The following is a 26,575-nucleotide window of genomic DNA, read 5'->3' on the forward strand; positions in this document are numbered from 1 at the left end:
ATATAAAAAATCATAATATAACAATTCCTTCAAAAGAATATCTTGCCTCACCTTTCATAAATACTGTATTATTCTCATATCTTAATATTAAATCACCGCCTAAAAGATGATTAAGTATAATACTATCAGTTCTTTTGCTTATAAATCCGGCAGCACATACAGCTGAAGCACCTGTACCGCATGCTAAAGTTTCACCGCTTCCTCTCTCCCAAGTTCTCTGCTTCACCTCTCCCCTATTTATTATCTCTACAAATTCAACATTAGTTCTATTAGGGAATATACTATTATTTTCTATATAGCTTCCTATAGAATTTATATCCAAATTATCAATATCATCTATAAATATCACAGCATGAGGATTTCCCATAGATACAGCAGTAAAATAGTATGTTTTACCATTAAATGTTATATGCTCATCAATAATAGGATTTTTATCTATAGTTGTAGGTATTTTAAGCCCCTCAAATATAGGAGAACTCATATTAATTTCAACTTTATCAACTTCATCATTCTTTATAAATAATTCAGCATCCAATATTCCTCTTAATGTTTCTATTTTTAGAGGATTATTTTTACTTATGCCCTTATCATAAACATATTTAGCTACGCATCTTATACCATTACCGCACATCTCAGATTCGCTTCCGTCAGCATTAAACATTCTCATTTTAGCATCAGCTTTATCACTAGGCATTATAAGTATAATTCCATCTGCTCCTATAGAATAATGCCTATTACTTAGTATTGGAGAATATTTAGAAGCATCTTCTGGAGTAAATTTCTCTTTAAAGCAATCCACATAAATATAATCATTTCCTATTCCATGCATTTTAGTAAAAGATAAAGTCATAATAAACCCTTAAAACATTTTTTATATTATTTTTATATTCTATAATATAATTTAAATTAAGTAAACATTTTATAAAAATACAGCTAATACCTTTATAATATAGATATTAGCTGCATGGATTAAAATTTGATAATTTATTTTATATTTATTTATATATGCAAAGTTTTATATTTATTTATTTTATGTTTTTCTCATCAAAGCCCAATGCCTTAGCAACCCCAAGTCCATAAGCCTTATCAACATTCATACAATTTTTTATATGTCTTAATTGTACTTCCTTAGTAACTCCGTTCATATCTCTTGCAGTATTTTCAAATAATACTTGTTTTTGAGCATCTGTCATAAGATTGAATAAAGCTCTTGCATCAGTGTAATAATCATCATCATCTTCTCTGTGATCATATCTGTATGCATCACCGTAAATTTTTAGAGGAGGTTCAGCATATTCCCTCTGCTCCTTCCATTCTCCCTGAGAGTTTGGCTCATATTCCACTTTAGAACCATTAGACTCTACACGCATATATCCGTCTCTATGATAAGTGTTAGGTTTAAATTTTGGAGCATTTACAGGTATGCTTGAATAGTTAACTCCAAGCCTATATCTTTGTGTATCAGTATATGAAAATAATCTTCCTTGAAGCATTCTGTCTGGTGAGAATCCTATACCCGGAACTATTGTAGAAGGACTAAATGCTGATTGCTCTACCTCAGCAAAATAATTTTCAGGGTTTCTATTTAATTCTAAAACTCCAACATCAATTAAAGGATATTCTTTTTGAGACCAAGTTTTTGTTAAATCAAATGGATTTCTTTTGCTTGCATTAGCCTGCTCTTCAGTCATTATTTGAATTTTCATATTCCATCTAGGAAAATCTCCTCTTTCTATAGCTTCAAATAAATCTTTCTGAGAACTTTCTCTGTCTTTTGCTATTATCGCTTCGGCTTCAGCATCTGTTAAATTTTTAATACCCTGCTGAGTTTTGAAATGGAATTTTACCCAATATCTCTTACCTTCTTTGTTTATGAAACTATAAGCATGACTGCTGAAACCATGCATGTATCTGTAACTATAAGGTATGCCTCTGTCGCTCATATCTATAGTTATTTGGTGAATGGCTTCAGGTAAAGAAGTGAGAAAATCCCATTTATTCTGAGCACTTCTCATATTAGTTTTAGGATCTCTCTTTACAGCATGGTTTAGATCCGGAAATTTTAAAGGATCTCTGAAATAAAATACAGGAGTGTTATTTCCAACTAAATCCCAGTTTCCTTCTTCAGTATAAAATTTAATAGCAAAACCTCTTATATCTCTCTCAGCATCTGCCGCACCTCTCTCACCTGCCACTGTAGAAAATCTTACAAATAAATCAGTTTTCTTTCCAACTTCAGAAAATATTTTTGCTTTGGTATATTGTGTAATATCATGAGTTACAGTGAATGTACCATAAGCACCTGAACCTTTAGCATGCATTCTTCTTTCAGGTATAACTTCTCTGTCAAAATGTGCCATCTTTTCCATAAACCATACATCTTGTAAAAGCATAGGTCCTCTAGCACCTGCTGTAATAGAATGCTGATTATTTTCAACCGGAGCACCGAATTCAGTTGTTAATTTTTTGTCTGACATATTAAAAACTCCTTAATAGTATTTATTATCAATAAATATATTATATTAAATAATATATTTTATTTCAAGTCTATTTATGAAAATTATTATAAAATATTGATAAAAAATATTAAATAATAAAAAATTTTAACAAGTATTGACTAATAATTAATAAAAATATATACTTAATAATAAATATTATTAATAAGGATTATATATTATGAACAATGATAAAAAAGAAACAGTTATACTTTTTAATATGGGAGGAGCTAACAGCATAAAAGATGTAGACACATTTTTAATCAATATGTTTAATGATTATCATATATTAAATATAAAAAATAGTTTTATGAGAAGCATTATAGCAAAAAAGATAGTAAATAAGATTAAGCCCAATGTAATAAAACACTATGAAGCAATAGGAGGAAAATCTCCAATAAATGAATATACAGAAAAACTAGTCAATAAACTTAATGAATTGGACAGTTCAAAAGATTATAAATATGCTATGAATTATAGTAATCCTTTATCTTATGATGTATTAAAAGAACTAAAACATAATAATGTTACAGAAATCACATTATTTAGTATGTATCCTCAGTATTCAGAAGTTACTGTAAAATCATCATTAGAAAGTATTTATAAGGCTATGAAAAAATTAAAATATAATCCCAAAATAAATATAATAGACAGATACTATGACAATGAATATTATAATAATGCTATAGTAGAATTAATAAAAGACTCTATAAAAGATAAAAATAGTGAAGAATACATATTAATATTTTCTGCTCATTCTATACCTAAAATGTATATTGATAAAGGAGATCCTTATAAATATGAATGCAATTGTAATGCAGAAATACTAAAAGATAAACTTTATAAAGAAGGATTACATTTTAAAGATATTGTACTTTCTTATCAGTCAAAAATAGGAAAACTAGAATGGCTTTCTCCCACTACAATAGACATGGTAAAAAAATACAGAGGTGAAAAATTAATAATATATCCTTTAGCATTTACTATAGATAATTCTGAAACTATTTATGAAATAGATATAGAATACAGAAAAGAGGCATTAAATAAATATGATATTAAAGATTTTATACTATGCCCTTGTTTAAATGACAGCACATATTTTGCCAAAACTATTATTGAATTATCAAAAATGAATAAAGAACTTAATATTAGTTATAGTAAGAAAATTATTTAATAAATAGCACTTTTTTATATTTTTTTAGTTTTATATACTGATATGTAATTTTATAGTAAATAAAAAATATTAGAGTATAATATGTATAAAATATTTTTACTTTTGTAGTTTACTTTTAATTTATATATGATATAACTTTATAAAATTAAAAATATAGTTTGTCGGAGAAGTTTATGTTAAATATGTTAAAATTGAAAACTATTTATTATTCTGCTATTATGTTATTTATAATGGGGGTAAGTATGTTTGCAGCAGTTGCTATTGATAGAACAAGTCCAATAGGAGAAAATACTAGCAGATATAACTATGAGGCAATAACTGTAACATTCAATCAGCAGATGGTTGCTTTGCAGTCTATAAAAGAAGTAACTAATGAATATTTCAGTTTTAATGTAGATGTTAAGGGAAGTTATAGATGGCTTTCTATTAATACTTTAGCATTTTATCCTAGCGAGCCTTTGCCGGATAATACAGCTATTGAAGTTACGCTTAAAAAAGGAATAAAAAGCGAACTTACGGGAGAAGTATTAGAAAATGATTATACTTGGACTTTTAATACTTTAAGACCTATAATGCAGAAAAGCTCTCCTTATGACAGACAGTCAGATTTGGCTACTGATGTTAATATAGTTGTTTATTATAATATGCCTATATATCTTGAAAGTGCCAAAGAAAATATAGAATTAATTTCAAGCAATACCTACAAGAATATAGATTTTGATGTTAGATATGCAAGATTAGAAGATTTAAGAGAATGGGAAACTAATGAATACAAACTTGAACAGGTATTAGTTATAAAGCCTAAAAGTGTTTTAGATAAGAACGATAAAATAACAGTGTATATAGAAGAGGGGCTTGCTGCAATTAATGGAAATTTAGGAACTGCAGATAATGATAGTTTTACTTTTTCTACACATGATGAATTCTATTTCAATGGAGATAGTGAGCAGACAGTAACGGCATCATATTCTCCAGAAGCTCCTAGAATTAATTTTTCTACAAGAGTTGAATGGGCTGACTTGATAAGAAATATTGAAATCACTCCAGCAATTCAGCTTCCTACAGAAGAGGATATTCAGCAAAACTCTTGGAGCTCTAAAAGTTTTTCACTTTATTCACTCAGATTTAATCCTAATATTACATACAATATAAAAATAAACGGAAGTCTTAAAGATGCTTACGGTCAAACTTTAGGAGAAGAACAAAACATTACATTAAATGTTACAGACTATAATCCAAGCCTTTCTATACCTTCTGGAATGGGAGTTGTAGAATCTTATGAAGGAATAAAACTTCCAGTACAGGTAATGAATCCTAATACTATTAATATACAAAGTAGATATGTTGATAAAGAAAATATTATACCTTTCTTGTTTGTAAATAGAGAAGTATACAGATATGATGAAAGTGCAGAGTTTAGAAATTATACAAATCAATATAAAAACTTATTAGGATATAATAATACTACACAATACACTCCAGATGTTGAAAGAAACAGATACATCACAACAGCACTTTATTTAACAAACTATATGAATAATAAACAGTACGGACTTTTATCAATAGAGTTTAAAAGTAAGACTGGATATCAAAGTCAGTATGACTATTCATCATCTTCACAGATACAAATTACATCTATGGGAGTAACAGGAAAATTCTCAGGTGATTCAAATACAATATTCGTAACAGATTTAAAAACAGGAATGCCTATTGAAGGAGCTACTGTAGAAATAAGAGATGACTTTAACAGAGTATTAGAAAAAGCAATTACCGATGAAAACGGAATAGCCACTACTAAAGGATTTAGAACTTTAGGTATAAACAGAGTAAGCAGATGGTCATCACCAAGACAATGGGCTATAGTTACAAAAGGAGATGATGTATCTTTTATAAATAGTGATTGGGGTACTGGCGTTTCACCTTGGAGAATGGATATTAGCTATAATGATGCTCCTCCTACTAAAGATTATAACGGCTCTATGTTTACAGAAAGAGGTATTTATAAACCAGGAGAAGAGGTACATATAAAAGGTGTTATAAGGGAAAATAAAATAGGCAGTTGGCAGATACCTAATGATTTGAAAAACGGAACATTTACAATCAACAATTCAAGAGGTGAAGAGATACATAAAGGAACAATTACTTTAAATGAATATGGTTCTTATTTGATAGATTTTACACTTCCAGCCGATGCTCCTACAGGTTATTATAATGTAAATGCCGAGTTTAAAAGCGATTCTAATAATGACAGAGAAGAAAATACTTCATACAGTTTATCACAAAGTTTTAGAGTAGAAGAGTTTAAACCTTTAGAATATGAAAGCAGATTATGGGTTGAAGATAAAAATTATTATTTAGGCGATACTATGCCTATAAAAATGTCTGGCTGGTATTTATTCGGTGAGCCTATGATATCAAATCAGGTAGATTATAATATATCTATGAATGAAACTTTCTTTACTCCGCCTAATAATGCAGGATTCAGATTTACAAAATTAAGCTGGTTTGAAGATGAGTATTATAATAATTATTATTCTATGATAGCAAACGGCACAGCTTCATTAGATGAAAACGGAGAATATGCTTATGCTCCTACTGTAGATGCAAGCCGTTCAATACATGCAGCTTATGTTACTATAGAATCAACCGTATCAGGCGAGGATTCTCAAAGAGTAAGCACAACTAAAAGCGTATTGGTTCATGGAAGTGATTATTATATAGGTATAAAAAGACAAGGCTATTTCTTGGAAACTGACAAGCCTACGCAATTAGAGTTTATAGCAGCAGACCCAGAAGGCAATAGACTTGAAGGCAAAAAAATAGAAGTACAGGTTATAAGAAGACATTGGGAATCTGTGAAAAAGGCTATAACAGGCGGAAGATTTGAATGGGAATCTAAACAAATTGATGATGTTGTTGAAACTACTACAGTTACAACATCTAAAGACCCTGTTGCTTTTAGTTTTACTCCTACAAACTCTGGACTTTATATAGTATTGGCAAGAGCAAAAGATTCTAAAAACAGAGAAGTTGCTTCTGATGAGTATATGTATGTTATAGGTAAAGATTATGCTCCTTGGGCTATGTTTGATGATGATTTGCTAGAGCTTATCACAGAAAAAGAAGAATATAAACCTTATGAAACAGCTAGAATAATGGTAAAATCTCCTTATGAATCTGCTACTGCTTTGGTAACAGTTGAAAGAGAATATGTAATAGATTCTTTTGTAACAAATATAGAAGGCTCTACTGCTTTAATAGAAGTACCTATAAAACCAGAATATTTACCTAATGTTTATGTAGGTGTTTCACTTGTTAAAGGAAGAGTTGAAAATGAGGCTTATACTAATTATGCCACTGATGAAGGTAAGCCGTCATTTAAAATAGGTTATGCAGGACTTTCAGTTTCTCCGCGTGAAAAAGAGCTTAATGTAAAAATAACAAAATCTGCTGACAGCTTAGAGCCTCGCGATGAGATGACAGTTGATTTGTATGTTGAAACAAAAGAAAGCAAACCTATGGAAACAGAAATAATGTTAAGCGTTGTTGATGTGGGAGTATTAAATTTAATAGGATACAAAACTCCTAATTGGTTTAATACATTCTACGGAAAAAGACCTTTGAGTGTTGCAAGTGCCGATACAAGAATACATTTAATAGGTCAGCGTAACTACGGAGAGAAAGGAGATACACCGGGCGGAGATGGTATGAGAGCTAATGCTTCACTTATGGCTAAAGCTGAAGCTATGGGTATGGACGTATTCAGCATAAGAAAAAATTTCCTTACTACTGCATTCTATCAAGGAAGAGTAAAAACTGATGCTGAGGGTAAAGCTACAGTTACATTTAATTTACCAGATAATATTACATCATTTAGAATAATGGCTTCTGCTATAAATAAAGACGGTTATTTCGGTGCTTCTGATGATGTTGTTGTAGTTAAGAAAAATATTATGCTTATGCCTACACTTCCAGAGTTTGCTTATGTTGAAGATAAATTAAAAGCTGGTACTTTGGTTTATAACTATTCTGATAAAGATTTGGAAATAGAAGTTCAGGCTGCTGCTTCTAATGCTATGATAGAAAATGATGTTCAAAAAATAACAGTTCCTAAAGGCGGAAATGCTGATGTAAGATTTGATATTATAGCTACAAACAGAGGAGAAGCTAAAGTTACAATACTTGCTAAAGGCGGAGAATATACTGATGCTGTAGAGAAATCATTTGAAGTTAATGTACCTATGACTACAGAATCAGTTGCAGTATTTTCAAGCACTACAAACAATAATACCGACTTGATGATAAGAGTACCTAATATTACAGAAGCGTATAAAGGTGCTGGAAGTTTGGAAGTTTATATGTCGCCTAGTGCATTTAGTGAGCTTTCTGGAGGAATTAATTATCTTATTAATTATCCATATCTTTGTTTAGAGCAGCAGTTGTCAAGAGTTTATCCTATAATAACAAGTAAAAGATTATTAGTAGACATGAAACTTACTGATATATCAGAGGCAGAATTAGATAAGACAGTAACTGATTTCTTGAAAACTATGCCGACATATCAAAGTCTTAACGGAGGATTCTCATACTGGCCTAGCAAAACTTGGATATCTCCATGGCTTACTGCTTATGCTGCTGATGCTATGATTAAGGCTAAAAAAGAAGGATACGCTGTTGATGAAAACTCTTTGCAGTTGGCATTGGAATATATAAACAATTATGCTAAAAGCGGAAATGCTGAAAAACCTAGCTTCTGGAATGATGAATACATTAATTTATCTTCTATAGCTTATATTGCTGCAGTTCTTGCTGAGGGCGGATACAATACTAATGATGTAAAAGCTATAATAGATAGAATATACCCAGAAGTTAATAATATTCCTTTCTATGGACAGGTTCAGTTAATGAGGGCTATGTATTATAACAAATACGACAATAATGCATTTACTAATGTAAGGCAGTATATACTTAATACTATTAAAGAAGACCCTACTACTGCACATTATGAGCTTGAGGAAAGATATTCCAATCTTTATTGGATACACTCTTCATCAGTGAGAGATACTTCTGTTGCTTTATATGCATTAATAGAAACAGGATATGATAATGCTATTAATGAAAAAGTGGTTCGCTGGCTTGTTCAGTCAAGAAAAAACGGCAGATATTTAAATACTCAGGATAATGTTTCAGTATTTGCTGCTATGAATATGTATTATAAAAAATACGAAAATGTTAGTCCTAATTTCAAAGCAGAGTTTATATATCAGGGACAAACTATACTTGCAGAAACATTCAGTTCAAGAACTCAGCCTAGCCTAACAAAAAATTATGCATTAGATGAGTTTATAAATGACAGATTAAGCAATTCAAACACTAGAAGTGCTTTAGCAAATATTAAAAGAAACGGAGAGGGAAGACTTTATTACGGAGTAAGACTTACTTATGCACCTCGTGATTTAGCAGTTAATAGAGATGCCGGAATAAAAGTTGTAAGAGAGTATCAAACTAAAGACGGTAAAGTATTAGACCTTACAAAAGATAGATTCAAACAAGGCGAAGAATATGTTGTTGTGGTGAAACTTACAGTTCCTTATGAGAGACATTTTGTTGTAGTTGACACTCCTATTGCTTCAGGTATGAGAATATTAAACTCTTCATTTGCTACAGAAAGCAGCGAAGTGAAAAACATTACAGGCAATCAAGGTACAAGCTGGTGGGGCGGATTCAATCATACAGAAAACTATAATGACAAAATATTATTATTTGCTGATATACTTGATAAGGGAGAGTATGTATACAAATATGTAGTTAGAGCAGCTACACCGGGTGAATATTTGCTTCCTGCTACTAAAGCTGAAGAGATGTACAATCCAGAAGTATTTGGTTATGACGGACAGCATAAAGTTGTTATAGAGGCTAAATAATTTAATATTTTAACTTATTATAATAAAATTTTAAGGGCGGTATCTTTTAAGGTATCACCTTTTACTATTTAAAAGAAATTATAATACATTAAAATTGGAAATTTAGTATATTATATGATATTTATTTATTTCTATTATTACTTATTATAACTAAATAAAAATATAAATAAGGAGAATGTATATGACTGAAATAAGAGATTTTATAAATAAGTTTTCAGGACAAGAGGAGGCGAAGAAGAAAGCTGAGGAAGAAGTTACTCAATTAGTAACTTTAGCAAATTTAAAGCTTGATACCTTGGAAAACAAATTAAAAGATTTATTTAAAAATAAGCAATTAGATGGACAGATACAAATAATTGCCGATCATATGGGAGATTTTTCTAGAGAATATAGAGTTAATTATCAAGATGGAAATATATCTAAGGCAGTTAATGATTTGGTTGAGCAGATATTGTTTATTGGAGATAAAAGTTCAAAAGATATTATAAGTAAATGTATAACAAATACTTTAACTGATATGTTTACATCTATAGCAGTAACTGAAGAAGAGAAGAGACTATTTGTAATTATGTTAGAAGGTACAGCTTTAGTACGTTATGATTTTTATGTTTGGAGAAGTGCTGAATGTGATAAGTCTATATTTAAGTATGCCACTGGTATAGCTGCAATTACATATGCAAGATCAGTAATTGATCATACTAGGGTTAGTAAAGATGAACTAAATGATGCTATTTACAAATTTTTAGGCGGTAATGTACCTTTAGATGATGTCATTAAATATAAAAAAGAACTTATTAATTACTAATATAAATGTTAATAGCGTGGATAGTTTAGTAGCAGATAGAATAGTAAATTCTAATAATAGACTTGTTTCAAAACTAAATTAAGAAATATTTATACTATTTCGATTTTTAGTATTTTTATTTTTATAACTATGGATTTGTCCCCGCTCTGCGTGTCCCTACTCGGTGATGACCCATACGAAGTACGCATCAATCTGTGTGCCGTAAGCAGGCGAGAAGCAGGCAAAACCCGCCGCTTTACGTGTCGACGAAGTCCACCTGTGGTGTCGGCAGCGAAGAACTGTATATTTATATACTAAAATAATAAGTTATACAACATGTAAAACATTGTTTTTATTATATATAAAATTATAAAAATTTCATATATAATATTGTCAAGTACTTTTGAAACAAGTCTATTGATTATGAATTCTAATTTTTATTATATTATAAATTTGATTAACCGTGCGTGCAGAGATTTTTTAAATTAAAAAAGACTTGGGTGGGTGCTGTAAATTACTGAATCAATCATAAATATGTTAAACACTATAATATCAAGGTAAAATTATAGAAAATAAAGGGTGGGATATGTAAATAATTTTTTTAACTTAATTACATTTCCCGCCCTCTATATTTAAAACTTTTATTAGTTATTTTTACTTTTTATTTCTTTAAAATATTTACTGTAATTATAAAGCCCTACCAAGTGCTATTTAAGTTTATAGTTTATTAAACGCACGCAGAGTAAAATTATAAATATATATTAATTATGAATTCTAATTTTTATTATATTATAAATTCCATTAACCGTGCGTGCAGAGATTTTTTAAATTAAAAAAGACTTGGGTGGGTGCTGTAAATTACTAAATCAATCCTAAATATGTTAAATACTATAATATCAAGGTAAAATTATAGAAAATAAAGGGTGGGATATGTAAATAATCTTTTAAACTTAATTACATTTCCCGCCCTCTATATTTAAAACTTTTATTAGTTATTTTTACTTTTTATTTCTTTAAAATATTTACTGTAAATTATAAAGCCCTCCCAAATTTATTTTTACTTTATAATCTGTTAAACGCACGCAGAGAAAAACTATAAATATATATTAATTATGAATTCTAATTTTTATTATATTATAAATTCCATTAACCGTGCGTGCAGAGATTTTTTTAATTCAAAAAATTGTATCATAATTTATAAAAAATTCCTTGATTAATATATAATTAGCTATATAATATTTGCATCTAAAAATTAATATTGAGTATTTTCCAAGAGGTTATAGTATGATAGCAGAGAATAACATTTCATTAAATAATCAAAATAAACATATTATAGTAAGCGGAGAACTAGCTTTAATTTTAGTTGTCATTATGAATAGTTTCGGTGTGGTTTTGATGCTTTACTCAGGTTCCGGTATATCTGCTATATCAAGTGTTCCTTATGCATTTTCTGAAGTTATAAAAAATATATCGCTTGGCACTTTTACTTATATTTTCCAAACTTTACTTGTATTAGTACTTATGATCTTAAGAAAAAAATTTGTAGGAGAATATTTATTTAGTTTTGCAGTAGGATTCTTTTTCGGTAAATTTATAGATATACATAGTTTATGGATAAATCATTTGCCTTTGAGTTTAACATACAGAATTATATATTTTATAATAAGCTATATCATACTTAGTTTTGGCATAGCTCTATCTAATAGATGCGGACTTCCTATAATACCCACAGATCTATTTCCAAGAGAATTATCAAATATAATAAAAGTACCTTATTCTAAAATAAAAATAATATTTGATGTAAGTTCTCTTCTAACAACAGCATTAATAACATTCATTTTTCTAGGTCATATAAAAGGACTTGGAATAGGTACTGTGCTTGCAGCTTTTACAATGGGTAAATCTATCTCTTTTATAGGAAGCCTTATTGACAAAAAAATAGAATTTATACCGTATATAAAAAAATTAGTACATAAAGAAAATAAGGCATAATTTTATATTAACTTTTAAAATTTTTCATTTTCATCATTAGATATGATTTTAACTTCAGCATTTAAAGTAATACCTTTATGATTATAAACTTCTTCTCTTACCTTTCTCATAAGATTTAAAATATCTCTTCCTGTAGCATTATTGTAATTAATTATAAAATTGGCATGATAAGGTGAAACCATAGCTCCGCCTACCCTAACATTTCTCATATTAATAGAATCTATAACCTTACCCGCTATCATATTAGTTTCATAATCATTTAAAAATGTACTTCCGGCAGAAGGATATTTAAATTGATTCTTATTTTTTCTGTCTTTATAAAATTTTTTCATTTCAGGCTTAATTAATTTTTTTGAGCCCTTATTCAATTTAAATCTCACATCAACAATTATATAGTTTTTATCCTGAAAAACACTTTTTTTATAAGCATACTTACAATCATCAATACCAATATGCATATATTCTATATTATCATCTATTATTCCCACACTATCTATAAACTCAGATACAGAATGCTCATAACATCTGGCATTCATATAAGTAGCACCGCCTATAGTACCCGGAAGTCCGTATAAAAACTCTAAACCTGTAAAGGCATTTTTATAAGCATATTTAACAACATCAAAAACTTTAGCTCCTGAATATGCTAAAATATTATGAGATGTATGCTCTATGCGAGAGAAAAATCCGGTATAAATAATAGGAAACTCTATAACCTTGTCCAAAAATAGTATATTGCTTCCGCCTCCTAAAATCATATACCTTTTATTATTATCATTAAGATATTTAATCAAATCTATAAAACCATCAATAGTTTCAGGTATATAAAATTCCAAAGCCTTAGCATTGACTCTGAAAGTATTAAATTTTTTTAAAGAAACATTTTTTTTACTTAAAACACCATTAAAAGATTTAGCCATTAAATCAACCTCTAATATAATTATAACATATTAATAAAAATATAAAAAATAATTTTTATAAAATATACCAAATAGGTTTTGAATCAATTTTTGTATTAAAAAACATATCTTTGATATCCGTATCCTTATTTATATTCCAAGCATTAAAATCCTGATTAAAATTCAAAGCATTTTTAAACATACAAGTCATATATTTGGCATTAGAAACATTCCATTTATTTAAAGGCTGATTAAAATTTTCTGCACCATAAAACATATAAGATAAATCAATAACTTTAGAAACATTCCAATCATTAATATTTATATTGAAATTTTTTATATTATGAAACATAGATCTCATATTAACAACATTAGAAGTATCCCACTTTTCTATTCCTGTAAAATCAGACCTTATATTATAACTTTCATATTCACTATAAGAACCTTCAAAACATGCATAATTAGGCTTATCAAAAAGCATAGACATATCAGTTATTAATGAAGTGTCTATATCTCCTAAATAAATATTATTATTTTCTATTAAACTTCTTAATTCTATTTTATTATTTGGTTTATACACAATTAAAATCCTAATATTTAATAAAAAAGTTTTTCTTTTTTAAAATCTGTTATCATCAAAACAAGCCAATAATATATGAATCTATTTTCAACTGTTTTATTTTCACTATTAGTAAATGATATATTAATTTTAACAATATCTCCATTACTAATATATTCATCAAATTTAATTTGAATAGTAAATTTATCTTTTTTAAAATCTTCAAAATAAAATATACTCTCTGAAAATTCATAAATAACATTCATAGAATATCTACTTGCAAATGCTTTCAAACTGGAATAAACTATTTCTATGTTTTGAAGCTTTTCTATTACTTTATTGAAATCTGAAGTATCTATATTGATAAGTGGAAACTTATTTATAGGCTGAAATATCTCATAATCATTTAAATGCATTTTCCATTTTGAAATATCTTCTTTAGTTAATTCAAATACGCTGGATAAATTAATATAACAATTTTCATCTATAACAACATTATTATCATTGCAATCAGTATAACTGCTGTCGCCTAAATATCTAAAAGAATTTTTAAAATTCATATTTTTATCATATAAATTCCATATCAAACTAACAGCATATTTATTCATTATAGGATTATCAATAAAAATATCTTTCCAAAATTTATAATTATATTTCTTACCGCTTATTAAAATTTTTATTAAATTGTAATTCTGACTTTTCAATATATTTGGAATCTCTTTTCTAATATGCTTTATTTCTTCTTTTATATTTTCAGGAAAGTATTTCGGTATTGATTTTAATTCTTTTTTATTATTAATATCAAACAATTCTACTGAATTATTATTTTTAAGAGAGATTTTATATTTATTATCATTTACTTCTATGATTTTCTCTCCCCTTTTATCAAATCCGAAATCATATACTACTTTAAAACCTAATTCATATAATTCTAAATTCATTTTTTCAGAAATAGAATTTAATAAACTAATAGCCTCTTTTTTAATTGAAGCCTTTTTATTCCTAGCAAAAACATTATATAATAAACTTAAAGCGAATTTACTGTCTGTATGCAATGCTAAAATCCTCATAAACAATAAAGAACTATTTTCTCTATTGTACATCTCAATTAACATATTATCATCAGCATATACACCGCAAACTAAAACAGAAACATCTTTTTGAGAATTAATATATATTTCTCTTATACAATTTTTAAAACTATCTTCATCAAGAAAATTAATTATATTATCAAGTGTTTGTATTTTATAAATATATTTTTTTAAATTATAATACTCTAAACAAATATACTTTATTATTTTCATGTCTATAATTTTTGACTTATCTTTACTAAAAACTTTTATTTCTTTTTCTTTTATTATATCATCAATGAATTTTAATTTTTTATTATTCTTTTTATCATAATTTACCCAATTCTCTATATCTTCTATACTGCTCAAATTTAATACTTCATCATTATTAGCTTTTAATTCTGATAATTCTGTATAAAATTCATTTTCAAGCATTATTCTAAAATCAGCATATATTTTATTGTTATAATTAATAATGCTTTTATATGCTTCTTTCACGTTATTTTTTATTATCTCAAACTGTGTAATTTTTGATGATTTATTCTTTGCTGTTACATATTCAGCAACTATAAATTGTATAGGTATTTTATTATTATTTTTTAGTGAAGTTTCTTCAAATGCAAAATCTAAATCTGATACATTATCTAAATTCCAATTGGATAAATCCTGATTAAACATTAATGCCTTATAAAATATATAAGACATACTTTCTAATTTTACAGTATTCCATTTATTTAAAGGCTTGTTAAAACTTCCTGCCCCATTAAACATAGAAAACATATATTTTACATTAGAAGTATCCCAATCATTTAAAGACTTATTAAAATTATAAGCACCAGCAAACATAGAAATCATATTTTCAACTTTAGAAACATTCCATTTATCTAAAGGCTGATTAAACTTTTCACATAAACAAAACATATTAGCCATATTTGTAACATTGGATGTGTTCCAGCTTTTAATATCCTGATTAAATTCTCTACAAGCAAAAAACATGCCTTCCATATTATTTACTTTTGAAGTATCCCATTTATCTAAAGGCTGATTAAACTGACTGAAGCCTGAAAACATTCTTTTCATACTTTCAACTTTTGAAACATTCCAATTATTTATATTACTGTTAAAATTTTTCAATATTTGAAACATAGACTCAGTATTAATAACATTTTCTGTATTCCAATTCTCTATGCCTGAATAATCTTTTCTATTAGTTTTTGAAAATAAATGAGACATATCAGTTATTAAAGAAGTATCAATATCACCTAAATAAATATTATTGTTTTCTATTAAACTTCTTAATTCTATTTTATTATTTGGTTTATATTTACTCATAACTTAATTATTATCATCATTTCCTTAAGAATTATTTTCAGTATTTCCAGTAACTTCTTTTGCACTTTCTTTATTATTAGGGGCTTCTTTGGAATTATTATTTTCTTCTTCACTATCGCTATTTTCTTTAGATATAAAACGCTCATCTCTTTTAAATACATAAATCTCTCTGAACTTCATCTCTTGCTTAAGAAGAATTTCTTTTTCTTTAACAAGTTCAAGCATAGCCAAAAAGAATGTAACAAGCTGCCTTTTAGTAACTCCGTCTTTAAATAAAGTAATGAAAGGAAAAAATGCCGTTTCAGATAATTTTATTCTTATCATATCAATAGCATTATCTATATGGAAATTAGACATACCGGAAAGAACAGCTAAATCTGTTTCCGGTACAAACTGCACCTTTGTGAATGCATAAACTAAATCATAAAGTGTAATATCCTTCCAAGCTATTTCATTGTCATCAGCATTCACAGTTTTAAAGAATTTCACTCTTTCAGTATCTTTCCTTTCAAATAAAGAATCCGATGTATCTTGCATTTTATCAAGTTCTTCTGAAACCATTTTATATCTTTGAAATTCCAGCATCTGCTCAACTATTTCAAATTTAAGTCTGTCTGTAAACTTATCATCGTCCATATCATGAGGAAGAAGCATTTTTGATTTATAAAGATGAAACTCTGAAGCAACAACCAAAAAGTCCCCCGTAGAATCCAAATTTAAAGCAGCCTGAGCTTTCAAATATTCTACAAACTGATCTATAATTTCAAGTATAGACACCTCATATATACTTTTCTCGCTTCTTTTAAGCATATCAAAAAGTATAGATAAAGGTCCTTCATAATCTATACTAGATAATGAAACTGTAAACTCTTTATAATCCGGCTTACTGCTTTCTGTTTCTTCTTTGGCTGAAGCATTTGTGTTTATATTATTATTATTTTCTTGCTTTGTTTCGTTTATATTCTCTTCCATAATGGATTATAATATATTATAAAAATATAAAAATTCAAGTATATAATTTTCAATTAATAGACTTATTTCAAAAGTAAAGGCGAGTTTGTATGCAAAATAAGCTGTGGTACGGAGTTCAGAGGATAGTCCTCTCAATTATAAATAAAATTAGTTTTTTAACAACTCTATTGACAATAAATGAAATTCTAATATTATTTAAATATATTAAAATAATTTATAAGGGGTAACATAATGAAAAAAATCAATATAGGTTTTGTAGGAGCAGGACATATTGCTGAAAAAATGGCTCAAACTATTTCAAAAATTAAAGAAGCACAATCTTATGCGGTAAGTGCAAGAGATATAAAAAGAAGCAAGGCTTTTGCCAAAAAATACGGATTTAAGAAATTTTACGGATCTTATGAGGAAATGCTAAAAGATGAAAATGTAGATTTGGTATATATAGCTACTCCGCATTCTCATCATTATGAACATATAAAATTATGCTTGGAAAATAATAAACATGTTATATGCGAAAAGGCTTTTACTGTTAATGTGAAACAGGCAAGAGAAGTTTTAATACTTGCTAAAAAGAAAAAACTTTTACTTGCTGAAGCTATTTGGACTAGATATATGCCTAGCAGACAAATAATCAATGATACTATAAAAAGCGGAATTATAGGGAAAGTAACTTCATTAACTGCGAATCTAGGTTATGTTATAAATAAAGTACCTAGATTAATAGAGCCTGAACTTGCAGGAGGTGCTTTGCTTGATGTAGGTGTTTATACTATCAATTTTGCTTTGATGGTATTTGGCAATAAAATAAAAAAAATAGATTCTTCATGCATAAAAACTAAAAAAGGAGTAGATGAGCAAAACGCTATTACATTAACTTTTGAAGATGATAAAATGGCTATACTAAACTCTACAATGTCAGCATTAACTAACAGAGAAGGTGTTATTAATGGAGATAAAGGATATATCGTTGTAAAAAATATAAATAATCCTGAAAGCATAACAGTTTATTCTCTTGATAGAAAAGCTGTAAAAACTATTAAAGTTCCTAAACAAATAACAGGCTATGAATACCAAATAATTTCCTGTATCAATGCTATTAATAATAAAAAATTAGAATGCCCGGAAATGCCTCATGAAGATATTTTAAGAGTAATGAATATAATGGATACTTTGAGAAGAAGCTGGAAAATAAAATACCCTTTTGAAAAATAAATTATAAAATAAAAGCCGCTAATATTTATATATTAACGGCTTATATATATTTTTTTTAATTAATATCATAAACATATACGCTTTCTTCTATATCTTCATCATCTATTTTTAAAGTATTTTTTGTACCGGAATCTTTAAATCCGTTTTTCTCATAAAATTTTTTAGCTTCTTCATTTTTATCAAAAACGCAAAGACATATATTAGTATATCCGGAATCTTTCATATATTTTACCGCCTGCTCTAATAATAATTTCCCTATTCCAGAGCCTTGATATATAGGGTGAACATATAATGATATTATTTCTCCATATCCTTCCATACTGCATCTGCTTTTCCCATGAGATATAACCGCTATAGGCTTTCCATCAATATATGCTAAATGTGCCTCTCTTGTCTTATTATTAATACCGTCCTCAAACTCCTCGCACCAATCATCTAAATATATTCTTTTAAGATATGATGCAGGTATGATATTTTTATAAGTATCTTTCCAGCATATAGCATGAAGTTTGCTTATATCAAAAACATCTTCTAATCCTGCTTTTTTTATAGTTATATCCATTTAATTATGCCTCTGCATTTTAATAATAATTATTACTATTAAATAAATTATATATCTATAATAAGTTATTTTCAATTATTTATTTTTATTTTTAATAAAAAATTATAAAGTGCTGAGATTCCTTAAAGCATTGCTTATCAAATCTTCTGTAGTCATATTATCTTTATTTTCTATTGCAGACAAAGCCTTAACAGCTTCATTATTTGAAAAACCTAATGATATCAAAGCCTTTATAACATCGCTTTCATTATCATTACTAATAACAGATGATGAAATATTTATATCTATTTTTTCTATTTTATCCCTAAGCTCAAATAAAAGTTTTTCAGCCTTCTTAACTCCCATACCTGATACTTTTTTAAGTAAATTTATATCCTTATTAAAAAGTATATGCATCAAATCATTTATGGAATAAGTAGAAAGAACTTCCATAGCCAATTTGGGACCTACTCCTGAAGCAGACATAAGAGTAGTGAACATATTTTTTTCTTCTCTAGTCAAAAAACCATAAAGTATCATAGCATCTTCTCTGTGTATGAGTTTGGTATAAAGCCTTATATTATCATCATTTTTTACATCTAATTTTTTTGATACTATAATCTCATAGCCCACACCATTACAAAGAAGAGCAATGACACCTTCAGATATTATTTGAACTTTACCTTCTATAAAAGCAAACATTATAAACTAGGTTCGTATTCCAATTCTTTTATAGCTTCAAACATTTTATCAGTGCTTACTTTAGCCTCATCATATTCCACCTCAGCACAAGCATTTTCTAAACTTACATTAACTTTGCTTATACCGTCTAAAGCACTTAATTCTTCTGTAACTGCCTTAACACAATTTTGGCATCCCATACCTTTTATTTTTATAGTAATATTTTTCATTTACTACTCCTTTGTTATAATTATCTAACAATTATATACTACACAAGGGTATTTTTCAATTATTTTTTCATTTTTTTTCAATTTTTTTAACATATTCTTCTTTGTATAAATTAAATACAACCGTCATCTCTGTACCTACATTCTCTTCACTTTTAATATGTATGTCAGCATTGTAATAATTGCATATATTTTTTACTATTGTAAGTCCAAGACCTGTACCATGAACTTTCAAATATTTATTGTTTTTAACTCTGAAAAACCTCTCAAAAACTCTATTTAAATATTGCGGAGCTATACCGCAGCCTGTATCCTTCACTGAAAATATAGCTTTATCAGAATTCTTCTTTAGATATATCTTTACTTTACCGTCATCATCAGTATATTTTATAGCATTATCAACTAAATTATTAACAACTTCAGTAATTTTTTCTTTATTAGCCATTATAACAGCTGATTCCACATCTAATTGTACATCTATATTTCTCTGTTCAGCTTTTATTCTATTGCTTTCAAACACATCAAGAACAATATCTTTAATATCTATTTCTTCATCAATAGTTTCTTTCCAATTAGCTTCTATCCTGCTTAATGTAAGCATATCAATAACAAGGTCTTTCATTCTTAAAGCTTCATTATTAATCCTTTTAATAAAATCAGCCTGATTCTTTCCTCCGCCTGTAGCAATAAGAAGTTCAGAATATCCTATTATAGAAGTAAGCGGTGTTTTTAATTCATGAGAAGCATTGATAAAGAAATCCTGCTTTTCTATCTCAACCTTTCTTATATCCGTAACATCTTCAAATTTTATTAACGCCGATATATTTTCATTATTTCTTATAGGGATAATACTTATTTCTATATCCATAGTATGTTCTTTGACATCAAATTTTGAAAATCTGCTGAACTCTATGGCATTGTCTATTTTTTCTATTACATAATCATCTTTTATAATCTCATTAAGTTTTTTTATATTACTATCAGAAATTTCAAGCAAATCTAAAGCATATTGATTAATGAAAAATATTTCTTTATTTTTATTAACGGCGATAATACCCTGTGCTATATTCTCAAGTACATAATTAAGTTTTTCTCTCTCTGTCTGATACCCTGTAATATTTTCATTCAAACTCACAGCTAATTCATTTATATCATAAAGAATAGCATTTATATCATTATATCCCGTTAAATTCTTGGGTGTTGTTGATTTATTATTGTAGATATTATCCAGTGTTTCTTTTATCATATAGAAAGGAATCATAATATTACGGCTCATTAAAGGAAGCACCAAAGCCATAACTATAATAACTACCCCTATAACCATAACCGCTGTAAATAAAAAGCTTATTAAATATTTATTGACTGACTCTATAGGAATAGAAACCCTAAGTATATAATCTCTTTTGTCATCAGCTTTAATTTTTTTGGATACATACATATAAGGAGTTTTCTGACTAATAGAAGTATTAATAGAAAAAGCCGGCTTATTTTCTATACTGTGCAATGCTGCTATAACATCGCTTCTATTAGTATGATTACCCATAGGATTCTTAGAGGTATCAGTCATAGTATCAGCTATTACAACCCCATTTGTAGATATTATGCTGATCCTTAACTCTTCTTTATCTGACTGCAGTACAAATTTTCTAAAAGCATCTTCAGTTTGTACATCATATAAATCAATTTCTTTTTCAAGCATCTCAATAATATTTACTATCATAACCTGACTGTATACAATATTATTATACTGCACAGTAAACAGTATACCTATAAACATTAAAGCACTTGACAATATCAAAATGAGTAATGATTTATAAAATATATTCTTAATCATCTTTTATTAAAATTATTGTACATCTGTTAATTTATATCCCATACCTCTAATGGTTATAATGTTTTCTTTAGTTAAATCAAGTTTTTGCCTTATTGATTTTATATGCATATCAATAGTCCTTGTTTCCATAGTGTGATCAACGCCCCATACTTCTTCAAGCATAGTTTCTCTATCAACTACATTATTAGCATTTTCCATTAATAGCTTAAGTAAATCAAATTCTTTCTGTGTTAAAATAACCTGCCTCTCTCCTACAAAAACATTTCTCTTCTTAACAATAAGTTTTATACCACCAAAAGTAAGTTCTTCGGCATCTAATCTTACATCTTTTTTTCTTAAATTTGCCTTAATTCTTGCAAGAAGCTCAAGTACAGAAAAAGGTTTAGGCATATAATCATCAGCACCCAAATTTAAACCTGTAACAATGTTTATTTCGCTAGTTTTAGCGGTAAGCATTATTACTTTAATAGGGAGATGGGCATAATCCGTTCTAATAATTTTTAATATTTCTGTACCCTCTATGTCAGGAAGCATTATATCAAGCAATACCAAATTAGGAGTTTGTTTTTTTAATGCCTCAAGCATATCATTACCGTTAGAAAAGCATTCTATAGTATATCCTGCTTCTTCAACAGTATACTTAATAAGATCTCTGATATTATCATCATCTTCTACTGAGTAAATAAGTTCTTTATTCATAAAATACTACCAAAATTAAAATATTTATTGTCAAATAAAACACTTTTTATATCATAAATATAATATAATAAAAAAATATTTTTTGTCAAAATATTTTATTCATACTAAAATAAATAATCTATTATGAAATATAAAACTTCTATATTTTACATTATGTAAAAAAATAGGAATTTAAATATTGACTTATAATATTTTTATATTAAAATCATTTATATATGAAACAAGAAATAACACCTATATTAGAAAATTATTTAGAAACTATCTACAATCTTGAAGTAGAAAAAAATTTTAAGGAAGCAATCAGAATAACAGATATAGCTGATTTAGTAGGACGCTCTAAAGCTAGTGTTAATACTGCTATTAAAACTTTGTCAAAATTAGGACATATAAAACATGAGCATTACGGAGATATAGAACTTACAGAAAGCGGCAGAGCTATAGGAAAAGATATTGCTGAAAGACATGCCATATTCTACTACTTCCTTACAAAAGTATTAAATGTAGATGAAAAAATAGCTGATGAAGAAGCATGCTTAATAGAACATGCTATGAGCAAAGATACTGTACATAAGTTTAAAGAGTTTCTTTGCGGATACTGCAAAAAAGAGAATATCTTTAATAAAAATTAATATACTTATAATTTCATCTAAATATTTTAATACTATTTTTATAGTAATTATGATTTTTCTTTGCTTACAAGAAAATTAATTATTATTACAGTATTTTTAATACAGTCTGCAATTAATATTTAAATAAATCAAAATAAATATTAAGTGCAATTAAAAAATATTATAAAATGTATTATAATTTAATAAAACAAATGAAAATAAAACTATTTCTTACTAATATATAAAAAGATATTATAATGTTAAAAATGATTATTAATATGTCAAAACTATTTTTATATAATTCTGACATATTAAATAAATTATATTATTTCATCTTTTATCATATCATCAAAAGTCTGTCTTTTTCTTATGATATAATGTTTTTTATCATCAATCATAACCTGAGGTACAAGAAGTCTTGAATTATAATTGCTTGACATACTAAACCCATAAGCTCCGGCATCAAGTAAAGCCACATAATCACCCTGCTCTAAAACACTGCATTTCCTATCATAAGCAAAAAAATCTGAACTTTCGCATATAGGACCTACGAAGTCATAATTTGAAATATTATCTTTTTTAACTAAAGGATATATTTCATTATAAGCATCATACATAGCTGCCCTTACATAATCATTCATACCGCCGTTTAATATAACATATTTTCTTCCAAGTTCTTCTTTAATATATTCAACTTTCATTATTAAAGCACCTGATTCTGCCACAAAATACCTTCCCGGCTCTGTTGTAACTCTTAAATTCATTTCTTTCAATAAACTAATGCTTTTAGATTTAAATTTATCAAAATCAAATCCTGAATTAGCCCTATTATATCTTACTCCGTATCCTCCGCCTATATCAACATCTGTAATATTAAATCCTATACTATTAACTTCGCCTATTAAATCTTTCATTACTGAAATTGCTTTGTAAAAAGGATCGGAATCTATCATTTGTGAGCCTATATGCATTGATAATGATTCTATTTCTATATTATCCAAAGATTTTAATAATTCAGAATTCTCTTTTATAGTTTTTATACTTATGCCAAATTTATTTCCGGTAACTCCTGTAGTAATCTTCTCATGAGTATGAGCATCAACATTAGGATTAACTCTTATAGAACATTTCACTCTTTTTTTAAGCTCCTTAGCTATATTATTAATTCTTACAGCTTCAGGAATGGATTCTATATTAAAACGTTTTATATTAAGCTCTATTGATTTTCTTATCTCTTCCTCTGTTTTGGCAACTCCAGAAAATACTATATTCTCAGCCTTTCCTCCAGCCTTTATATATTTCAAAGTCTCTCCTATAGATACAACATCAGCACCTATACCCTCTTCAGCCATAATTTTTAATATAGATAAATTATTTTCTGCCTTAACAGCATAAACTATCAAAGCATCATTTAAAGGTAAAAATACTTCCTTTAAAAACCTTATTTTACTTAAAATATCATTCTTTGAATAAATATAAAAAGGAGTACCATAAACTTCAGCAATATCCCTAATATCAATATTTTCGCACATCAATATATTATTTTTATACGCAATCATTATTCATTTCCCCTAATTTTTATTTAATTTTTTTAATTCAATATATCTGCTATATTCACAGATATAATTCCGTCATATTCTAAAAGCGGTAAATTATCTTCTAAAATTTTTAATGTTTCTTCGCTTTGATAATGCCCTATTCCAATCGCTATGCCGTACTCTTTAGACATTTTTATTAACTCCCTCCATTGCTTCATTATATAAGAATAATCTCTTTCATTATCCAAAAATACAGATCTCCTAGCTGTCTTTAGTCCATATTTTAAAGCCATATCATATATCAAACTGCCGGACACCGTATAAGAATCTATAAAATATTTATCATTATTCTTAGCATAATTAAGCATATAAGAAACTATGCTCTCATCACAGCTTGCAAGCGAACCTGTATGATTATTCATTCCCTTTGCATAAGGCACCTTTGAAAATGAATAATCTAATAGTTTAAATACTTCATCTTCATTCATTGCCTTTCTTATTAAAGTCTTTTCTCCAAAATAATCGCTGCCTTCCATGGGTATATGCAAAATAACATTAACATTATTACTATATGCCGCATAAGAAAAATCTGTACTATGATAAGAATCAGGAAGAACAGCAAAAGTTATATTATATTCATTGGCTAAAGAAAAATATCTTTCAGAATTATCTAAAGTATTTCCGCTGTCATCTATAATAATACTTATACAATTACTATGTTCATTTATTTTATTTAAAATAGGTTTTGCAATATCAGGAGAGTTTATATCGGCTAAATGAAATATATCATTTGAAGGCTTTTCTGTTATATTTTTTTGCAAAATCGTATTGTCATTTGAGATGTTATAAACATTATCTGCATATTCAAAACTAATATTATAATTCTCTTTAACCTTTATAAAAGTAAAGGCAAATATAAAAAGTATAATAATTGATAGTGCAAATATAAATATATTTTTCATAAAAATATTAATATAAAAAAATAATATGTTAATAATATCTTATATAGTAATAAAAGTCAATTACTTATGCAGCATATAATCAATACTTACAATAGCATGTTCATGGCATTTTGGACATTTTGGACACTTGGGAGAAAGTTTTTTAAAAAGTTTTTGTATGAAAGATTCTTTTTTGGATTCTGAATCAATTTTAACTATTTTCTCTCCATTTTCATCTTTTTCTATATCTTTAAAATCAAGTGATATAAGAGAAAGCTCTGAAGGTGCATTCAATTTTTCATCTAAAGTAAAAAAATATCCGCAGTTTCTGCATCTATAATGAAAAGGCGGCTTATCAGGAAACATAAATTAACTCCTCTTATATAACAAAATTATATATCTAATACCAATAATTTATCCTGCTCAGTATCAAAATGATCTGACATATAAACAACATAATTATCTTTTTTTATGACACTTCCCGCTTTTACTCTATTATGTCCTACAACCTGATTATATCCTATCCATGCATCCTCATATAAATCTCCTGTATCAGCCCATAATATTCCCGCAAATTTACTGCCTCCTCCCCTCCTGAAAGAAGCTATATTGCAGTCATCTTTATCATTTTTATAAACTATATTCACTATATCATAAACATTATCAATATTAATATCTTTTATATCATATTTATGCTTTATATATTCAATCCATCCATTTGTAATTCCTGCATGAGTAAATATATAATTATTTTCTATATGTATAGGACTAAAAATATCTGAATTATTATTAAATATTTCATGCATTTCTTCAGCATAACTCTTTCTATATCTGCTAGCTGTAGGATATCCCACTATATACTGAAAGTCATGATTTCCTATAAGAAGAACAATTTTATCATTATGATTCTTTTTAAACTCTATTACATCTTTTAAATTATTAACTATTTCCTCATCTGTAAAAGTAACCCAACTGTCATCGCTGTAATCTCCCATAAAAACTATCTTATCAAACTTATCAAATCTTCCTTCAATAAGTTTTTTCCAGCAATTTTTTCCATGCAAATCTCCTATAACAGCAAACTTCATTTTTA

21 protein-coding genes are annotated in these 26,575 nt (G+C 27.5%); 6 read left to right on the forward strand and 15 right to left on the reverse strand.

Going from position 1 to position 26,575, the window contains the following annotated elements; all coding sequences use genetic code 11:
- Positions 1 to 10: 10 nt before the first annotated feature.
- Both dapF and BHAMNSH16_RS02555 read right to left on the reverse strand, forming a co-directional pair.
- Positions 11 to 850 (reverse strand): diaminopimelate epimerase, encoded by an 840-nt coding sequence (gene dapF, locus BHAMNSH16_RS02550; protein WP_008726980.1) that lies wholly within the window; start codon positions 848 to 850, stop codon positions 11 to 13.
- A 175-nt stretch (positions 851 to 1,025) separates the two neighbouring features.
- The gene (locus BHAMNSH16_RS02555; protein ID WP_008726981.1) at positions 1,026 to 2,477 is read right to left on the reverse strand and encodes a catalase; all 1,452 of its coding nucleotides are present in this window, start codon (positions 2,475 to 2,477) and stop codon (positions 1,026 to 1,028) included.
- A 199-nt stretch (positions 2,478 to 2,676) separates the two neighbouring features.
- On the opposite strand from BHAMNSH16_RS02555, the gene hemH reads away from it, so the two are divergent.
- The 4 genes from hemH (at position 2,677) to BHAMNSH16_RS02575 (ending at position 12,369) form a co-directional block, all read left to right on the forward strand.
- Complete coding sequence (hemH, locus tag BHAMNSH16_RS02560) at positions 2,677 to 3,669, forward strand: ferrochelatase (RefSeq protein ID WP_069731715.1); 993 nt, start codon at positions 2,677 to 2,679, stop codon at positions 3,667 to 3,669.
- A gap of 173 nt (positions 3,670 to 3,842) precedes the next feature.
- Positions 3,843 to 9,593 (forward strand): Ig-like domain-containing alpha-2-macroglobulin family protein, encoded by a 5,751-nt coding sequence (locus BHAMNSH16_RS02565; protein WP_069731716.1) that lies wholly within the window; start codon positions 3,843 to 3,845, stop codon positions 9,591 to 9,593.
- Between the two features lie 181 nt (positions 9,594 to 9,774).
- On the forward strand, positions 9,775 to 10,398 hold the full coding sequence (locus BHAMNSH16_RS02570; RefSeq protein ID WP_008728712.1) for a hypothetical protein: 624 nt from the start codon (positions 9,775 to 9,777) through the stop codon (positions 10,396 to 10,398).
- Between the two features lie 1,263 nt (positions 10,399 to 11,661).
- Complete coding sequence (locus tag BHAMNSH16_RS02575) at positions 11,662 to 12,369, forward strand: DUF6198 family protein (RefSeq protein ID WP_069731717.1); 708 nt, start codon at positions 11,662 to 11,664, stop codon at positions 12,367 to 12,369.
- Between the two features lie 14 nt (positions 12,370 to 12,383).
- Here BHAMNSH16_RS02575 and murB read toward each other — a convergent pair whose 3' ends face one another.
- Genes murB through BHAMNSH16_RS02595 form a run of 4 tightly spaced genes read right to left on the reverse strand, consistent with a single transcriptional unit; the run spans position 12,384 to position 17,201 of the window.
- The gene (gene murB, locus BHAMNSH16_RS02580) at positions 12,384 to 13,289 is read right to left on the reverse strand and encodes a UDP-N-acetylmuramate dehydrogenase (RefSeq protein WP_069731718.1); all 906 of its coding nucleotides are present in this window, start codon (positions 13,287 to 13,289) and stop codon (positions 12,384 to 12,386) included.
- 55 nt (positions 13,290 to 13,344) lie between these two features.
- Positions 13,345 to 13,848 (reverse strand): BspA family leucine-rich repeat surface protein, encoded by a 504-nt coding sequence (locus BHAMNSH16_RS02585; RefSeq protein WP_069731719.1) that lies wholly within the window; start codon positions 13,846 to 13,848, stop codon positions 13,345 to 13,347.
- Positions 13,849 to 13,865: 17 nt separating this feature from the next.
- Positions 13,866 to 16,229, reverse strand: a complete 2,364-nt coding sequence (locus tag BHAMNSH16_RS02590; protein WP_069731720.1) for a BspA family leucine-rich repeat surface protein — start codon at positions 16,227 to 16,229, stop codon at positions 13,866 to 13,868.
- 24 nt (positions 16,230 to 16,253) lie between these two features.
- The gene (locus tag BHAMNSH16_RS02595; protein WP_008731225.1) at positions 16,254 to 17,201 is read right to left on the reverse strand and encodes a segregation and condensation protein A; all 948 of its coding nucleotides are present in this window, start codon (positions 17,199 to 17,201) and stop codon (positions 16,254 to 16,256) included.
- A gap of 231 nt (positions 17,202 to 17,432) precedes the next feature.
- Here BHAMNSH16_RS02595 and BHAMNSH16_RS02600 point away from each other — a divergent pair, with 231 nt between their 5' ends.
- Positions 17,433 to 18,413: a Gfo/Idh/MocA family protein gene (locus BHAMNSH16_RS02600; protein WP_069731721.1), complete on the forward strand. Its 981-nt coding sequence runs from the start codon at positions 17,433 to 17,435 to the stop codon at positions 18,411 to 18,413.
- Positions 18,414 to 18,468: 55 nt separating this feature from the next.
- On the opposite strand, the gene BHAMNSH16_RS02605 is transcribed toward BHAMNSH16_RS02600, so the two are convergent.
- The 5 genes from BHAMNSH16_RS02605 to BHAMNSH16_RS02625 form a co-directional block, all read right to left on the reverse strand.
- Positions 18,469 to 18,975, reverse strand: a complete 507-nt coding sequence (locus tag BHAMNSH16_RS02605; RefSeq protein ID WP_069731722.1) for a GNAT family N-acetyltransferase — start codon at positions 18,973 to 18,975, stop codon at positions 18,469 to 18,471.
- A gap of 102 nt (positions 18,976 to 19,077) precedes the next feature.
- Positions 19,078 to 19,656: a Holliday junction branch migration protein RuvA gene (gene ruvA / locus BHAMNSH16_RS02610; protein WP_008731223.1), complete on the reverse strand. Its 579-nt coding sequence runs from the start codon at positions 19,654 to 19,656 to the stop codon at positions 19,078 to 19,080.
- Positions 19,656 to 19,865: a heavy-metal-associated domain-containing protein gene (locus tag BHAMNSH16_RS02615; protein ID WP_008731222.1), complete on the reverse strand. Its 210-nt coding sequence runs from the start codon at positions 19,863 to 19,865 to the stop codon at positions 19,656 to 19,658. The genes ruvA and BHAMNSH16_RS02615 overlap by 1 nt, the downstream gene beginning before the upstream one ends.
- Before the next feature lie 67 nt (positions 19,866 to 19,932).
- On the reverse strand, positions 19,933 to 21,696 hold the full coding sequence (locus tag BHAMNSH16_RS02620; protein WP_039954890.1) for a sensor histidine kinase: 1,764 nt from the start codon (positions 21,694 to 21,696) through the stop codon (positions 19,933 to 19,935).
- 12 nt (positions 21,697 to 21,708) lie between these two features.
- Positions 21,709 to 22,395 carry a response regulator transcription factor gene (locus BHAMNSH16_RS02625; protein WP_008731220.1) on the reverse strand — a complete coding sequence of 229 codons (687 nt, stop codon included), beginning with the start codon at positions 22,393 to 22,395 and terminating at the stop codon, positions 21,709 to 21,711.
- A 215-nt stretch (positions 22,396 to 22,610) separates the two neighbouring features.
- Here BHAMNSH16_RS02625 and BHAMNSH16_RS02630 point away from each other — a divergent pair, with 215 nt between their 5' ends.
- Positions 22,611 to 23,024, forward strand: coding sequence for a metal-dependent transcriptional regulator (locus BHAMNSH16_RS02630; protein ID WP_008731242.1), 414 nt, complete (start codon positions 22,611 to 22,613; stop codon positions 23,022 to 23,024).
- 299 nt (positions 23,025 to 23,323) lie between these two features.
- On the opposite strand, the gene lysA is transcribed toward BHAMNSH16_RS02630, so the two are convergent.
- From lysA to BHAMNSH16_RS02650, 4 genes are read right to left on the reverse strand one after another with little or no spacing between them, the layout of a single operon-like run.
- Complete coding sequence (gene lysA, locus BHAMNSH16_RS02635) at positions 23,324 to 24,562, reverse strand: diaminopimelate decarboxylase (protein WP_008731240.1); 1,239 nt, start codon at positions 24,560 to 24,562, stop codon at positions 23,324 to 23,326.
- 32 nt (positions 24,563 to 24,594) lie between these two features.
- Complete coding sequence (locus BHAMNSH16_RS02640; RefSeq protein ID WP_069731723.1) at positions 24,595 to 25,503, reverse strand: divergent polysaccharide deacetylase family protein; 909 nt, start codon at positions 25,501 to 25,503, stop codon at positions 24,595 to 24,597.
- Between the two features lie 60 nt (positions 25,504 to 25,563).
- Entirely contained in the window at positions 25,564 to 25,848 is a 285-nt protein-coding gene (locus BHAMNSH16_RS02645) for a hypothetical protein (protein ID WP_069731724.1), read from the reverse strand.
- Between the two features lie 26 nt (positions 25,849 to 25,874).
- Positions 25,875 to 26,570: a metallophosphoesterase gene (locus BHAMNSH16_RS02650; RefSeq protein ID WP_069731725.1), complete on the reverse strand. Its 696-nt coding sequence runs from the start codon at positions 26,568 to 26,570 to the stop codon at positions 25,875 to 25,877.
- Between the last annotated feature and the right edge of the window lie 5 nt (positions 26,571 to 26,575).

Origin of the sequence: Brachyspira hampsonii (assembly GCF_002214805.1) — a bacterium.
GTDB lineage: Bacteria > Spirochaetota > Brachyspiria > Brachyspirales > Brachyspiraceae > Brachyspira > Brachyspira hampsonii.